The following is a 15629-nucleotide window of genomic DNA, read 5'->3' as shown; positions in this document are numbered from 1 at the left end:
GGTACTGGTGTAGTTGTTAATTTGAAAACGTTGACGATTATTGCATTTAACACCCATCGCTGTCTGCGGCATTTTTTGCCGCGGGTGCGAAGCAAGTTGGCAAAATATATAACCTTTAGTGATATGTTGAAAAAACACGCGTTTGACCAGTAAAACTGATAAAGCATATGACTTTCACAAGTTGATTTAATGTTAATAAGTTGTTTCTGGCTGGGGCTATATCGTGTTTTTGCCGCTTCGTCTGAGCTAAACATCGGCCCTGGCGGGGAAATAACGGCAGATATGCCTGTCTGAGACGCCGATCGCTTATTTTTGACAGTTAAAGTCATAAATAGTGTTTTCTTGCTGTGGATCACAGGCGGTATTTTCAGTAGGTTATAGAAAGTTTGTTACTGTTTTATTTTCTGCGGGTAAACGTGAGTAGCAGGTTATGACATGCCGCTGCGAGCGTATACCCGTGATGAATGTTCGACAAACCATCATCAAAAACCGATGGAAGGGATTACTATGCGTATTGGGGTACCAAGAGAACGGTTTGCCAATGAAACCCGCGTAGCAGCGACACCAAAAACGGTGGAGCAGCTGCTCAAACTGGGTTTTACCGTCGCGGTTGAAAGCGGCGCAGGCAAGCTGGCAAGTTTCGATGACGAGGCGTTTATTCAGGCTGGCGCAGAAATTGTAGATGGCGCGAACGTCTGGCATTCGGATATTATTCTGAAGGTCAACGCACCGGAAGAGAATGAAATCGCACTGCTCAATCCGGGCACCACGCTGGTGAGCTTCGTCTGGCCGGCACAAAACCCGGAGCTGATGGAGAAGCTGGCGGCGCGCGGCGTCACCGCGATGGCGATGGACTCCGTGCCGCGCATCTCGCGTGCGCAGTCGCTGGATGCCCTGAGCTCAATGGCGAATATCGCGGGCTACCGCGCCATCGTCGAAGCCGCCCACGAATTTGGTCGCTTCTTTACCGGGCAGATCACCGCGGCGGGTAAAGTCCCGCCGGCGAAGGTGATGGTGATCGGCGCAGGCGTGGCCGGTCTGGCCGCCATTGGCGCGGCTAACAGCCTCGGCGCAATCGTCCGTGCCTTTGATACCCGTCCGGAAGTAAAAGAGCAGGTGCAGAGCATGGGCGCCGAGTTCCTTGAGCTGGACTTCAAAGAAGAGGCGGGCAGCGGCGACGGCTATGCCAAAGTGATGTCCGAAGCCTTTATTAAAGCCGAGATGGCCCTTTTCGCCGCCCAGGCGAAAGAGGTGGACATTATTGTCACCACCGCGCTGATCCCGGGTAAACCGGCACCGAAGCTGATCACCCGTGAAATGGTCGACTCCATGAAGGCCGGTAGCGTGATCGTCGATCTGGCCTCGCAAAACGGTGGCAACTGCGAATACACCGTCCCGGGCGTGGTGACCACGACCGCTAACGGCGTGAAGGTGATCGGTTATACCGACCTGCCGGGCCGTCTGCCGACCCAGTCCTCCCAGCTGTACGGTACCAACCTGGTCAACCTGCTGAAGCTGCTGTGCAAAGAGAAAGACGGCACCATCACCGTTGATTTTGACGACGTGGTCGTGCGCGGCGTGACCGTGGTTCGCGAAGGCGAAATCACCTGGCCGGCTCCTCCTATTCAGGTCTCCGCGCAGCCGCAGGCGGCAGCCAAAGCCGCTCCGGCACCAAAAGAGCCTGAAAAACCGGCTTCGCCGTGGCGTAAGTTTGCCTTTATGGCGCTGGCTATCATTCTGTTCGGCTGGCTGGCAGACGTGGCCCCGAAAGAGTTCCTCGGTCACTTCACCGTCTTCGCGCTCTCCTGCGTGGTGGGTTACTACGTGGTCTGGAACGTCTCCCATGCGCTGCATACGCCGCTGATGTCGGTCACCAACGCCATCTCCGGGATCATCGTGGTCGGGGCGTTACTGCAGATTGGTCACGGCGGCTGGGTCAGTTTCCTCAGCTTTATCGCGGTACTGATCGCCAGTATCAATATTTTCGGTGGTTTCACCGTGACTCAGCGCATGCTGAAAATGTTTCGTAAGGGATAAGGGGTAACCTATGTCTGGAGGATTAGTTACAGCTGCATACATTGTTGCCGCGGTCCTGTTTATTTTCAGCCTCGCGGGGCTCTCAAAACATGAAACGTCGCAGCAGGGTAACAACTTTGGTATCGCCGGGATGGCGATTGCGCTGATTGCCACGATTTTCGGGCCGGACACCGGCAACGTCGCGTGGATCCTGGTGGCGATGATCATCGGCGGGGCGATTGGTATCCGTCTTGCCAAACGCGTTGAAATGACCGAAATGCCGGAACTGGTCGCGATCCTGCACAGTTTCGTCGGTCTGGCGGCGGTGCTGGTCGGCTTTAACAGCTACCTGTACCACGAGCCGGGGATGGAGCCGATTCTGGTGAACATCCACCTGACCGAAGTTTTCCTCGGGATCTTCATCGGTGCGGTGACCTTTACCGGTTCTATCGTGGCGTTCGGCAAGCTGCGCGGCAAGATCTCCTCTAAACCGCTGATGCTGCCAAACCGTCACAAGATGAACCTGGCGGCGCTGGTGGTCTCCTTCGTGCTGCTGGTGGTGTTCGTGCGTACCGACAGCGTTGGCATGCAGGTGCTGGCGCTGCTGGTGATGACCCTCATCGCGCTGGCCTTCGGCTGGCACCTGGTGGCCTCCATCGGTGGCGCAGATATGCCAGTGGTGGTTTCGATGCTGAACTCCTACTCCGGTTGGGCGGCGGCGGCAGCGGGCTTTATGCTGAGCAACGACCTGCTGATCGTCACCGGTGCGCTGGTGGGCTCCAGCGGTGCGATCCTCTCCTACATCATGTGTAAGGCGATGAACCGCTCGTTCATCAGCGTGATTGCCGGGGGCTTTGGTACCGACGGACAAACCTCCGACGGTGACGAAGAGGTAGGTGAGCATCGCGAGATCAACGCCGAAGATACCGCTGATATGCTGAAAAACTCCCACACGGTGATCATCACCCCGGGCTACGGCATGGCGGTCGCGCAGGCTCAGTATCCGGTTGCGGAAATCACCGAGCGTCTGCGTGCTCGCGGCATCAAGGTGCGCTTCGGTATTCACCCGGTTGCCGGGCGTCTGCCGGGCCACATGAACGTGCTGCTGGCGGAAGCGAAAGTGCCTTACGACATCGTGCTGGAGATGGATGAGATCAACGACGACTTCTCCGACACCGACACCGTGCTGGTGATTGGCGCGAACGACACCGTTAACCCGGCCGCGCAGGACGATCCGAAGAGCCCGATCGCCGGTATGCCGGTTCTGGAAGTGTGGAAGGCACAGAACGTTATCGTCTTCAAACGCTCCATGAACACCGGTTACGCTGGCGTGCAGAACCCGCTGTTCTTTAAAGAGAACACCCACATGCTGTTTGGCGATGCCAAGGCCAGCGTGGATGCGATTCTGAAAGCGCTGTAATCCGGCAACGCACTTAAAAAAAACCGCCCTCTGGGCGGTTTTCTCATTTATGCAGGCTGCCCACGCTCACTGTCTATACTTTCTTTTTTTGCGTAAAGGGAGAAGGGACAATGCAGTTCTTGTCACATTTCGATTTTCTGACCTTAATGATGACCCCCAGATTCTGGATTGGCTTTGCCACCGTCACGGTGGTCACCATGCTGATCTACTGGCTACTGAAACGCCTCATCACCTTTGTCCATAAGGGCATCACTAACTGGGGTGACAAACATCCCGCCACCCACAAGATGCATTTTATCCTCACCGAAATACTCAACAGAACCAGCCGGGTGCTGCTGTTCGTGGTTGCCTTTCTGTTTAGCCTGCGCTTTGTCGAACTGCCGGATCGCCTCTACGGTGCCCTGAGCCACGCCTGGTTCCTGGTGCTGGCGATTCAGGTGGCGCTGTGGATGGATCAGGGAGTGGTCTCTTGGCTACGGCACGTGATGCTGGCGCCGGGGAGCCATAAAAACCCGGTCACCCTGGTGATCACCGGGATGATCCTGCGGGCAATTGTCTGGTCTGTGATGCTGCTGTCTATTCTTGCCAACGCGGGCGTCAACATCACGGCGCTGGTGGCAAGCCTTGGGGTGGGGGGTATTGCCATCGCGCTGGCGGTACAGACCATTCTCAGCGACGTCTTCGCCTCGCTCTCCATTGGCTTCGACAAGCCCTTCGAGATCGGGGATTTTGTGGTGTTTAACGACGTTGCCGGGACGGTGGAACATATCGGCCTCAAGACAACCCGTATTCGCAGCCTGAGCGGAGAACAGATTGTCTGTGGTAATGCGATCCTGCTTCAGCAAACGCTGCATAACTACAAGCGGATGCAGACCCGTCGTATCGTCTTTACCTTTGGCGTGGCCAGCGATACACCGCCGGAAAAGCTGCGGGTTATTGGCGATAACGTGAAGAAGATCATCACTGACATTGGCGAAACGCGCTTCGACCGTGCCCATCTGCTTGGCTTTGACAAAGACCGTCTCACCTTTGAAGTGGTGCATATTGTTAATACGGCGGATTACAACAAGTACATGGATATCCAGCAGGAGATCAACATCCGTATTCTGGAGAGCCTGAATGATGAGGGGGTAAAACTGGCCCTGCCGAGCATGGTGCTGCATGCCCCCTGGATGAAAGAGGGCGAGGGCGCGCAACAGTCGCCTCAGCCTGCCATTGAGAGCTAAAAAAAAGCCCGCCGTTACGGCGGGCTTTCTCATTGTTAATCGTCTTCGTCGTCCAGTTCAACCGGAGTTTGATACTGGTCCGGTTTAATGACCAGCAGGTCGCAGCGCAGGTGATCGATCACCTGTTCCGCGGTGTTGCCGAGGAAGGCGGCAGAAATACCGGTGCGGCCAATGGTGCCCAACACCACAATCCCCGCCTGCAGATGTTCTGACAGATCCGGGATCACCTCTTCCGGCAGCCCTTTTTCGACGTGGGTTAACTTCTCATCAATACCAAATTTTTGGCGCAGCGCTTTCATCGCCAGCAGATGCTGGCCGCGAATGGCGTCGTTATAGACGCTGGGATCAAATTCCGGGAGCTCAATGGCAATATTAATTGGGGTAATCGGGTAGGCGCCAACAAGGTGGACTTCGGTATGGTTGACCTGCTCGGCCAGCTGAATGGTCTCTTTCACCAGCTTTTCGTTCAGGGCGTTGTGGTAGTTCTCTTCGCTGGCGAGATTCACCGCCACCACCGCTTTACCGCCTTCCGGCCACGGCTGGTCTTTCACCATCCACACCGGGCACGGGCATTTACGCAGCAGATGCCAGTCGGTCGGGGTAAAGATCACCGCTTCCAGCTTGTCGTGCTGGTGGGCCATCTTCAGCAATAAATCGTGTTCGCCGCTCACCACTTCCTGGATGATGGCTTCAAACGGACGGTTATGCCACACCACTTTAATATCAATGGGGACACCGGCCTCAAGATAGAATTTTGCCTGCTCGCGGATCCACGCGGTACGCTGGCTGATCACTCCCTGACGCATAGCGGTGCGTTCGTCAGGCGACAGAAGGGTGGTCATTTCGTAAGAAAAGTCATATATCGGCAGAAACGCTTTTATTCTGCCACCAATCCGTTGATGTAAATAGACAGCTCGTCGTAACGCCGGTTGATCGTCCTGATTAGGATCGATGGCCACCAGCATGTTTTGATACTTTGCCATACAGGTCTCCTTACTACTGTCACCACAGTCTGTAAGTAAAAGAGTAACCTATATATCTGAAATGAAACAGGGGGGAAGATTTGCCAGATCAATAAATCAGTAAAATTACCGATCTGGCAGGAAGATTTCTGGGGAGGTTATGCCACGTTACGCGCGTGGCCCGCCAGCACCGCCAGCGCTTCACCGTTTTCAATGGTGATGTATTTACCTTTCACTGCCAGCATACCGCTTTTCTGGAAACGACCCAGCAGGCGGCTGATGGTCTCCACGGTCAGGCCCAGGTAGTTACCGATGTCGCCACGGGTCATGGTCAGACGGAACTCACGCGGTGAAAAACCACGCTCGGCGAAACGGCGGGACAGGTTGTAGATAAACGCCGCCAGACGCTCTTCAGCATTCTTTTTGGACAGCAGCAGGATCATGTCCTGGTCGCCTTTGATCTCACCGCTCATCAGACGCATCATCTGCTGACGCAGGTTCGGCATTTTGCCTGACAGATCGTCCAGGGTTTCAAACGGGATTTCGCAAACCATAGAGGTTTCCAGCGCCTGCGCAAAGCTTGGGTGGATACCGGTACCGATCGCATCAAAGCCCACCAGATCGCCCGCCAGGTGGAAGCCGGTGATCTGCTCGTCGCCCTGTTCGGTGATGGTATAGCTCTTGATGGTGCCAGAGCGGATAGCGTACAGCGATTTCAGTTCGTCTCCCGCTTTAAACAGTGTCTGCCCTTTCTGAATCGGCTTTTTACGCTCGATAATATTATCAAGCTGATCAAGCTCGTGCTCATTCAGGGTAAACGGGATACAGAGCTGGCTGATGCTGCAGTCCTGACAATGGATAGCACAACCGCCAGACTGAATGCGTCGAATAATTCGCTTTTCCGGGATCATAGGTTTGCTCAAGCCTTAATTGATATTGGTCAATTTTAACATCTTTTTGGACCCTGCGTAAGCCTGGTAAACCATCAATCAGGACAAGAACCGAGAATGCGCCAGCATCTTCTTGAAATTCCACATATTAGCTGCGGATTTTATCACTAACCTAAGGAAAATTAAGCACTAAAAGCCTGGATCTACAGCAGCAGGTACCCTTCGTGACGCAGCAGCCACTCCTTGCGCTGCACGCCGCCCGCATAGCCTGTCAGGGTGCCGTTGCGGCCAATGACGCGGTGGCAGGGCACCACAATACTGACCGGATTAGACCCGTTAGCGGCCCCGACGGCCCGCGCGGCGCCCGGTCGACCCAGCTGCTCCGCCAGCTGACCATAATGCATCACCTGGCCGCAGGGAATGGATCGCAACGCCTGCCACACTTCACGCTGAAATGGGGTGCCGGCCGTGGCGGTCGGCAGGGTGTCGATAATGCTGAGATCGCCCTCGAACCAGGCGGCCAGCTTATCGCTAAGCCCGCCCGGATTGCTGGCGCTGATACGCTCGTAGCCCTGCGCCCGGTAGTGGATATTGAGCAGCTCCACCATCCGGTTGCTGTGCTCCTCCCACTCGACGGCGCGCAGGTTAAATTGCTCGTCCGCAATGACCCACAGCGGCCCCAGCGGGGTGGCAATTTTATCTTCGAGTAATCTCAGCATGGTGCTCTTCCTTAATTCAGTCGCGGGTAGACTCCCGGCCCGATGGGCAGGCCGACAAGATACCACGCCACCAGCATGACCAACCATACTCCTAAAAAGATAAGCGGATACGGCAGCACCAGCGAATAGTAGGTACCCAGTTTGGCCTCGGGCTTGTAGCGCTGGAGGAAGCCTAAGAACAGCGGCACAAACGGCGACACCGGGGCCAGCGGGATCACCGACGAATCCGCCACGCGGAACAGGATCTGCGCAAACGCCGGGTGGAAACCGAGCAGCATAAACATCGGCACGAAGATAGGCGCCAGAATCGACCAGATGGCGGACCCGCTGGCGATAAACATGCACAGCAGGGAGGAGAGCAGCGCCAGGCCGACGAACGCAGGCACGCCGCTCAGTCCGGCAGTTTCCAGCAGATCGGTCAGACCCACCGCCATAAACTTGCCCATGTTGCTCCAGTTAAACATGGCGACAAACTGCGCCAGCGGGAACACCATCACGATAAACCCGGCCATCTCTTTCATCGGCTCAATCATCAGCTGGGGCAGATCGCCCTGGCGACGCACTTTCCCGGTGGCAATGCCGTAGGCCAGCGAGACGACGAAGAAGAAGAGGATGATCAGCGGCACGATGCCTTTGATAAACGGCGAAGGCAGCACGGTGTGCTGCACCGGATCGCGCAGAATCCCGTTCTCCGGCACCACCATCAGGGCGATGGCAGCAATAAACAGCAGCGATACCACCCCGGCAACGCGCAGCCCGCGGCGCTGCTCCGGCGATAAAGCATCCAGCTTCTCATCGCTACTGCCCTGCCACTTGCCCAGACGCGGCTCAACGATCCTGTCGGTGATCAGCCCCCCGACAATCGTCAGCACAATCACCGAGCTGGCCATAAAGTACCAGTTGTCGATCACGCTGACGTGCATCGCGGCATCAATGGTTTTGGCCGCTTCGGTGCTGATGCCGGAGAGCAGGACGTCGGTGGTGACGATCAGCAGGTTGGCGGTAAAACCACACCCGACGCCGGCAATGGCTGCCAGCAGACCCGCCACCGGGTGCCGTCCGACGGCGAGGAAGATCAGCGCCCCCATCGGCGGCATGATCACCAGCGCGGCATCGGATGAGATATGGCTGAAGAAAGCGATAAACAGCACCATATAGCTGGCGTAACGCGCGCTGACGTGGGACGCCATTTTCACCATCAGGGCAGGCAGCAGGCCGGAACGTTCGGCCAGACCGGCACCCAGCACCAGGGCCAGGATCGCCCCCAGCGGCGCAAATCCGCTGAAGTTTTTAATCACATTAGGTAAAAACCAGTGCAATCCTTCGACGCTGAGCAGGTTTTTCACCGCCACCAGGCTGCCGTCGGCCGGATTGCGGGCGCTGACGTTAAAGGCCGACAGAACGGCGGTGGCCACCGCCAGGATCACAATCAAATAGATGAACAGCAGGAAAGGGTGCGGCACTTTATTGCCGATCCTTTCAACCCAACCATAGAGCTTGCCGGATGGGGAATGCGAAGGTATGGACGACATACTCATGGGCGTTCCTCGGGAGTGTTGTGTTGTTGTGTTTTATTATTTTAAAGGTGACGGCGTCACGTTTTCTGGGATCGGGCAAACGTACGGTTTTTCATTTATCTGCTGCGTGAACTCCTCGCGGCAGGCGGCCAGCAGGGCCGGATCCTGCAACAATGCCAGCGCGGTGGCCCCCATCACTTTGCCGGCCAGCAGCATTCCTTTATGGGCGATAGAGGTACGGCCCTGAGCCACCAGCTGCCAGGTGTGCAGCGGCGTACCCACGGTAAAGCAGGGGCTGAAGCACTGGGCAACGGGCATTTTCCAGCTCACGTCGCCTACGTCGGTGGAGCCCGCCAGCACGTTATCGGTGATGGCGTACGGGGCCACCTCATCCACCAGCAGGGGCTGCTGATGACGACGGGCAAACTGCTTGCCGTCTTCCCCGCCGGTGGCGGCGATATTTTTCAGGCTGTTTTGCAGATCGTTTTCGGTCAGGGTGGCGCGGATCTCCGATGCAAAAGCGCGCTCCTCATCGCTCCACGCCGGGGTGCCGTAATGCTGCAGGGCGCTGTACATGGCGGCCTCCAGGGTGCGGTTCGGCAGGTAGCTGGAGCAGGCTTTATCGAAGCGGCGTTCGACGGTGGTTTCGGTCATCAGCGCCGCACCCTGAGCTATCTTTTCTATCCGCTCGTAGATCTGCTGCGCATCGGCCATTTCCGGGGCGCGGATCAGATACAGCACTTCCGCCTGAGCCTGCACCACGTTCGGCGAGATGCCGCCGGTATCGGTGATGGCGTAGTGAACGCGGGCTTTTTCAATAATGTGCTCGTTCAGGAAATTGGTGCCGGTGGTCATCAGGGTGACGGCGTCCAGCGCGCTGCGCCCCAGATGCGGGGAGTTAGCGGCATGGGCGGCGGTGCCGTGGAAACGCCACGCCGCCTGGATGTTGGCTAAGGTGCTGACGTTAAACATCCCGGCGAAGGCTTCGGGATGCCAGGTGACCGCGGCGTCCACATCGTCGAACAGCCCTTCACGCACCATAAAGGTTTTCCCGGATCCGCCTTCTTCCCCAGGGCAGCCATAAAAGCGCAGAGTGCCGCTGGCGCCGTGCTGCTCCAGCCAGGACTTTGCTGCTACCGCAGCCGCCAGCCCGGCGGTGCCGAGCAGGTTATGCCCGCAGCCGTGACCGTTGGCCCCCGGCGTGTCGGTTTGCGGGGTAGCGCAGTGCGCCTGCTGGCTCAGGCCTGCCAGAGCATCGTACTCCCCCAGAATAGCGATCACCGGTTTACCCGCGCCGTAGCTGGCGATAAAGGCGTTCGGCACGCCGCCGGCCTCGCGGGTCAGGCTAAAACCGGCTTCTTCCAGGGCGCTGGCCAGCCGTTCGGCGGACCAGAACTCTTCAAAACGGGTCTCCGGGTGATCCCAGATCTCATCGGCAATGTCGGTGAAGTCCTGACATCGGGTGTCGATGGCGTCCTCAACAAAACGGTAAATACTTTGCATTACACACCTCGCGTCCACGGGAAGTTAAGCGCGATACGCGCCAGGGTTTCGATGGCGATCGGCATCACCGTCTCGTCGAAATCGAATTTTTCATTGTGATGTCCGGCGGAGAGGGTGGTGCCAAACACCATATAGGAGGCGAGGCCACCGTTATGCTGAACCCGGGCCATCATCAGGGTGGCGTCTTCCGAACCGGCCGGGGCTTTCACTTTGTCGATGGCCTGTTCAACGCCGGCTACCTGGGATGCCTGCTCGCGCAGATAGTTGACCCATGCCGGAGAGGGCTGGCTTGAGGTTGCCGCGCCCATCAGACGCAGCTCGGTGCTGACGCCGTGCATTGCCGCCGCGCCGTCGATCACCGCTTTCGCACGCTCGAAGACGTACTGGTTAATAGCCTCGCTCTCGCCGCGGGTCTCGACCTTCAGCAGCGCGCTGGCGGGAACGACGTTACGACCGCTGCCCGCCTGCATCACGCCGACGTTCACCCGCGACGCGCCTTCGCTGTGCGGGGCGATGCTGTGCAGGCCAATGGCGGCCTGAGCGGCGGCCAGCAGGGCATTGCGACCCTCTTCGGGTTTGCCGCCCGCGTGCGCCGCCACGCCAGTGAAGCGCACGTCAAATTTGGTGGTGGCCATAAAGTTATCGCTGCCGCAGATCACGGTGCCCGGCGGCACGCCGGTGCCAATGTGGATGGCGGTAAAGTAGTCCACGCCGTCGAGCGCGCCTGCGGCAACCATGGCTCGCGCGCCGCGGGTGCCCTCTTCGGCAGGCTGGAAAATGAGTTTGATGGTGCCGTTCAGCTGCGCGCGATACTGCATCAGCAGGTGTGCCAGCCCGAGGCCAATAGTGGTATGGCCGTCATGGGCGCAGGCATGCATCATGCCGCTGTTGCAGGAGGCAAAGCCCTCCCGGACAGGGAGATGATCATCCTGGACCGACTCATCCAGATCCAGCGCGTCCATGTCGACCCGAAACGCGAGGGTCGCCCCCGGGCGGCCGGTATTCAGCGTGGCAACAATGCCGGTAAAACCGCCCTCAAAGGCGCTGAGCCATTTTTCCGGGGCGCCCTGCTGACGCGCGCGGGCAAAGGCCTGGGCCAGGGTGGCCTCGTCGGGCAGGCCCATCCGGCTGTCAGCATCGACCACGTCGCGGCCCATCGCCAGTTCGTAGCCCAGTTGATCCAGCACCTCTGCGACCTTTGCCGCGGTGCGGAACTCCACCCAGCCTGACTCGGCAAAGTGGTGGAAGTCGCGCCGCCATGCGGTGAGCTGGGGGAAGAGGGTTAGCAGGTCCTGCGCCAGTGTATGCATATCGTTTCCTGTCATCATAAGAATATGTGAACTGCTTCACACTGTGATAGTTTTTACTTATCACTAACCGTTTTTTCACAGATTTAACCGTTCGTGGCTTACCCTGGCACAATCAATTCCATTACAGTAGATGACAGTTTCTTTACTCTGATAAACAACGGTTATCGGTGCCGACATGACATTCCAGGTAAAATTTCATCAGCTGCGGGCCTTTGTGGAAGTGGCGCAGCAGGGAAGCATTCGCGGGGCGGGCCGGGCACTTAGCCTGTCGCAACCGGCGTTAACCAAATCGATTAAAGAGCTGGAGGAGGGCATTGCGGCACAGCTGTTTATCCGCCGCAGCAAAGGGGTGACCTTAACCGAGTGTGGGGAGAGTTTTTACCAGCATGCCAGGCTGATCCTCGAAGAGCTCCGCAGCGCCCAAGACGACATTCGCCAGCGGCAGGGCCAGCAGGCCGGGCAAATAAATATCGGCATGGGGGCCAGCATTGCCCGCCTGTTAATGCCTGCGGTCATTAACCGTTTCCATCAGCAGCACCCGCAGGTCAAGGTGCGTATTATGGAAGGGCAATTAGTTTCGATGATTAATGAATTACGCCAGGGGGAACTTGATTTTACCATCAATACCTATTACCAGGGGCCGTATGATCATGAATTCACGTTCGAAAAATTGTTTGAGAAGCCTTTTGCGATATTTTGTCGGGCAAACCATCCGGCAATAGGTGCTGAGTCAATTAATGAATTACTAAAATATAGCTGGACGATGCCGACGCCGCGAGGGAGTTATTATAAGCAGCTTGAAGAGATGTTTTCCCACCGGGATCAGATCCCTCATATTGGCGTGGTATGTGAAACCTTTTCGTCCTGTATTAGTCTGGTGGCGCAGAGTGATTTTATCAGCATACTCCCGCAGGAGCTGGGCTGCGACCCGCTGCTGGCCAACAGGCTGGTGATGTTGCCGGTAAAAGAGTCGTTACCGAAAGCGACCTATTACCTTATTCAAAGAAGGGATTCCCGACAAACTCCCTTAACCACCGCATTAATCACACAATTCAGACGACAGGCCCGGCAGGTTATTTATTGAGCAGCAGACAGATAAAAAAATGGAGCCCGTCGACATCAACAGACTCCACAGTACACACAGCATTGCTCCACATGCATCTCTGCTTATTATTTCCATTGTGCAGATAACTTCATATATAACATCTTTTAGTGATAAATAAAGGAATTAACGTAACGGGATCATAAAAATTTAATGTAAGTCATAAAGTTAATCGAAAATAAAAATTTATTTTAGCCCGGATACACATTCAATTAAATTTAGTTTATTAATTATTGTTTTTGAAATGATCAACGGAGCTGCAAGGCTGCATTGAGCCTCGTGAAAGGGGCAGGTATAGTACCCTGTCAGTTAAGCAGGAGGATGCCATGAACCCAGACGATAAATCGCTTTTTCTCGACGCGATGGAAGATGTCCAGCCGCTCAGGCGTTGCGCTGACGTCCACTGGCAGCCTGCCTCAGGCCCGCGCACCCGCCAGCCTGTAGACACCAGCCAACTCGATAACTTTCTCACCACCGGCTTTCTGGATATCATTCCCCTGGCTGAGCCGCTGGCGTTTCAGCGGGAAGGCGTGCAGGTGGGAGTCTTCGATAAGCTGCGCTCGGGTAAATACCCCCGCCAGGCGAGCCTGACCTTGTTGCGTCAGCCCGTTGAGCAGTGCCGCCAGCAGCTGTTTACCTTTATCAACCAGGCGGAACGCGACGGCTTACGTAACCTGATCATCATTCACGGTAAAGGGCGCGACGATAAGTCGCACGCCAACATTGTGCGCAGCTATCTGGCGCGCTGGCTGACGGAGTTCGAGGCGGTGCAGGCGTTTTGCGCCGCCCAACCGCACCACGGCGGCAGCGGGGCCTGTTATGTGGCGCTGCGCAAGTCCAGCGAGGCGAAGCTTGAAACCCGCGAGCGGTTGGCCAAACGCAGCCGTTGATCATGGAAAACACCGCCTTATGCTATCGCCAGTTTGGCGAACCCGAGTCTGTTCTGCAGCGCGAGACTGCAACAAAATCCCCGCTGCAGCCGGGAATGCTGCGGGTGCAGATGCTGCTCTCCCCGGTCAATGCCTCGGATCTGATCCCCATTACCGGCGCTTACCGTCATCGCATCACCTTGCCCGCTATTGCAGGTTATGAGGGCGTGGGGCGGGTGATTGCCGCCCCGGACGATGCTACTCATCTGCTGGGTCAGCGGGTGTTGCCCCTGCGCGGAGAAGGCACATGGCAGCAGGTTGTTGATTGCCCGGTGGCGGTGGCGATCCCGGTCCCCGATGCCATTGAGACCACCCTGGCGGCGCGGGCGTTTATCAACCCGCTGGCGGCCTGGCTGATGCTCAACCTCTGGCCTGTGCAGGGTAAACGGGTGCTGCTGACTGCCGCCGGGTCGGACTGCGCCATTCTGCTCGGGCAGTGGGCGCAACGGCGTGGCGCAACGGAGGTGTACGGCATTCATCGCTCGGCGATCCATGCCGACAGGCTGTGGGCGATGGGGATCGTTCCGGTTGCGCAGCAGGACAGCGCCAGCGTGCGCGCCCTCGCTGCGACCAGCGATATCGTCTATGACGCCACCGGGGGCGAGCTGGCGCAGACCCTCCTGAGTGCAATGCGCAGCAGCGCGGCGTTTATCTGCTACGGATTGCTCTCCGGCCAGCCTTTTTCGTTACAACGTCACTTCCCGCCGATGCACTGGTTCCATATTCGTAACCATTTCGCTGCGCTCCCCCCGCAGGCGTGGCAGGCGGCGTTTAACGAAATCTGGCCGCTGCTGGCTGAGAGCCAGTACAGCGACACCCTTCTGTTGCCCTTTAGCGCCTGGCAATCAGCACTGGCCGACTACCGCCAGGCGGGGCGAACCCACAAACCGCTGCTGGACTTTACCCGCGATAAAGCTTAGTTCGCTCGGCTCATATCACTGAGTAGCAGCGCAATGCTTTTGCCGCCGGAGGTCTGCTCCAGGGCAATCTTGACGATAATGGTCAGCGGCACCGACAGCAGCATCCCCACCGGCCCCAGCAGCCAGCCCCAGAAGATCAGCGACAGGAACACCACCAGCGTGGAGAGGCCCAGCCCGCGCCCCATCAGCCGTGGCTCGAGGATGTTGCCGAAGATCAGGTTGATGATCAGATACCCCGCCAGCAGCACCAGCGCCGGGTAAAAGCCGCTGAACACCAGCACCTGGGCAATGGGCGGGATGGCCGCCAGCACCGATCCGATGTTGGGGATATAGTTCAGGGCAAAGGCCAGCAGGGCCCAGACAAAGGCGAACCGGACCTCCAGCGCCGCCAGCATCCCCCAGACCACCAGCCCGGTCACCAGGCTGATGGCGGTCTTCAACACCAGATAGTGCGAGACGCTGTCGAGGGCGCGCTGAATGGCGGCCATACCTTCCACCGGGCGGGACATCAGCGGCTGGAGCTTCGCCGGCAGCTGCGGCACCTCCAGCAGCATAAACACCACGGTCAGCAGCAGTAAGAAGATGGCGGTCATGGCACTGGAGAGCTGCGCCAGCAGGGCGGTGACCAGCGTCATGGCGGCATTGGGATCGATATACTTCAGCAGCTCCTCCATCGACACTTCAATCCCGGCCCGCTGCAGCCAGGGTTCCAGATGCAGCAGCGGCACGGCCAGCGAGGATCGGTAGTGCGGCAGGGTGCGCGCCAGCTCGTTCAGCGAGGTGCCCAGATAGGCCACCAGCAGCGCCATGAAGACCACGATAAGCAGGATTGGCAAGGTGATCGCCAGCACCCGCGGAAGACGCAGGCGCACCAGACGCCGCACCAGCGGGTGCAGCACCACGGCGATAAACAGCGCCAGAATAAAGGGCACAATAATATCCGCCGCAACGCGGATCCCCGCCAGCACAATCACCAGCATGCCAAGCATAATGACAATTTTTAATCCGTTGAGGGTAATAATGGGTTTGGCCATGCTGGCTCCTGATACCGTCCTTTTTATATATTCTAACGGCAAGGAGATTTTAATAAATTAACCAAACGCAAACGGCGAGGG

Annotated in this window: 13 protein-coding genes; 6 read left to right on the top strand and 7 right to left on the bottom strand. The window is 57.5% G+C overall.

The features are described 5' to 3' along the window. Window positions 1-507 precede the first annotated feature (507 nt). From pntA to V7Q49_RS06125, 3 genes are all read left to right on the top strand, one after another. Complete coding sequence (pntA, locus tag V7Q49_RS06135) at window positions 508-2037, top strand: Re/Si-specific NAD(P)(+) transhydrogenase subunit alpha (RefSeq protein ID WP_333849855.1); 1530 nt, start codon at window positions 508-510, stop codon at window positions 2035-2037. 10 nt (window positions 2038-2047) lie between these two features. Next, window positions 2048-3436 carry a Re/Si-specific NAD(P)(+) transhydrogenase subunit beta gene (gene pntB / locus V7Q49_RS06130; protein ID WP_333849854.1) on the top strand — a complete coding sequence of 463 codons (1389 nt, stop codon included), beginning with the start codon at window positions 2048-2050 and terminating at the stop codon, window positions 3434-3436. A 110-nt stretch (window positions 3437-3546) separates the two neighbouring features. Next, window positions 3547-4662: a mechanosensitive ion channel family protein gene (locus V7Q49_RS06125; RefSeq protein ID WP_333849853.1), complete on the top strand. Its 1116-nt coding sequence runs from the start codon at window positions 3547-3549 to the stop codon at window positions 4660-4662. A gap of 35 nt (window positions 4663-4697) precedes the next feature. On the opposite strand, the gene uspE is transcribed toward V7Q49_RS06125, so the two are convergent. The 6 genes from uspE to V7Q49_RS06095 all read right to left on the bottom strand — a co-directional run bounded on the left by uspE (window position 4698) and on the right by V7Q49_RS06095 (window position 11563). Further along, on the bottom strand, window positions 4698-5645 hold the full coding sequence (gene uspE, locus V7Q49_RS06120; RefSeq protein ID WP_333849852.1) for a universal stress protein UspE: 948 nt from the start codon (window positions 5643-5645) through the stop codon (window positions 4698-4700). 137 nt (window positions 5646-5782) lie between these two features. Further along, window positions 5783-6535: a fumarate/nitrate reduction transcriptional regulator Fnr gene (fnr, locus tag V7Q49_RS06115; protein ID WP_333849851.1), complete on the bottom strand. Its 753-nt coding sequence runs from the start codon at window positions 6533-6535 to the stop codon at window positions 5783-5785. A 182-nt stretch (window positions 6536-6717) separates the two neighbouring features. Next, window positions 6718-7233, bottom strand: coding sequence for a methylated-DNA--[protein]-cysteine S-methyltransferase (gene ogt / locus V7Q49_RS06110; RefSeq protein WP_106993761.1), 516 nt, complete (start codon window positions 7231-7233; stop codon window positions 6718-6720). An 11-nt stretch (window positions 7234-7244) separates the two neighbouring features. Next, on the bottom strand, window positions 7245-8771 hold the full coding sequence (gene abgT, locus V7Q49_RS06105) for a p-aminobenzoyl-glutamate transporter (RefSeq protein WP_333849850.1): 1527 nt from the start codon (window positions 8769-8771) through the stop codon (window positions 7245-7247). A gap of 36 nt (window positions 8772-8807) precedes the next feature. Continuing rightward, window positions 8808-10253, bottom strand: a complete 1446-nt coding sequence (locus V7Q49_RS06100) for a M20 family metallopeptidase (RefSeq protein WP_333849849.1) — start codon at window positions 10251-10253, stop codon at window positions 8808-8810. Continuing rightward, a complete protein-coding gene (locus tag V7Q49_RS06095; RefSeq protein WP_333849848.1) occupies window positions 10253-11563 on the bottom strand; it encodes a M20 family metallo-hydrolase in 1311 nt (436 codons plus the stop codon). Before V7Q49_RS06095 ends, V7Q49_RS06100 begins: the two co-directional genes overlap by 1 nt. Before the next feature lie 175 nt (window positions 11564-11738). Here V7Q49_RS06095 and V7Q49_RS06090 point away from each other — a divergent pair, with 175 nt between their 5' ends. From V7Q49_RS06090 to V7Q49_RS06080, 3 genes are all read left to right on the top strand, one after another. Next, window positions 11739-12647 carry a LysR family transcriptional regulator gene (locus V7Q49_RS06090; protein ID WP_333849847.1) on the top strand — a complete coding sequence of 303 codons (909 nt, stop codon included), beginning with the start codon at window positions 11739-11741 and terminating at the stop codon, window positions 12645-12647. A 344-nt stretch (window positions 12648-12991) separates the two neighbouring features. Then, window positions 12992-13555 carry a DNA endonuclease SmrA gene (smrA, locus tag V7Q49_RS06085; RefSeq protein WP_333849844.1) on the top strand — a complete coding sequence of 188 codons (564 nt, stop codon included), beginning with the start codon at window positions 12992-12994 and terminating at the stop codon, window positions 13553-13555. A gap of 2 nt (window positions 13556-13557) precedes the next feature. Beyond that, window positions 13558-14514, top strand: coding sequence for a zinc-dependent alcohol dehydrogenase family protein (locus tag V7Q49_RS06080; RefSeq protein WP_333849843.1), 957 nt, complete (start codon window positions 13558-13560; stop codon window positions 14512-14514). Here V7Q49_RS06080 and V7Q49_RS06075 read toward each other — a convergent pair. Next, on the bottom strand, window positions 14511-15548 hold the full coding sequence (locus tag V7Q49_RS06075; protein WP_333849842.1) for an AI-2E family transporter: 1038 nt from the start codon (window positions 15546-15548) through the stop codon (window positions 14511-14513). The two genes, V7Q49_RS06080 and V7Q49_RS06075, sit on opposite strands and share 4 nt — an antisense overlap. Window positions 15549-15629: the final 81 nt, after the last annotated feature.

The sequence above is a fragment of the Leclercia sp. genome, assembly GCF_036780805.1.
Taxonomy (GTDB): domain Bacteria; phylum Pseudomonadota; class Gammaproteobacteria; order Enterobacterales; family Enterobacteriaceae; genus Enterobacter.
This window is presented reverse-complemented; position numbering and strand designations above follow the sequence as displayed.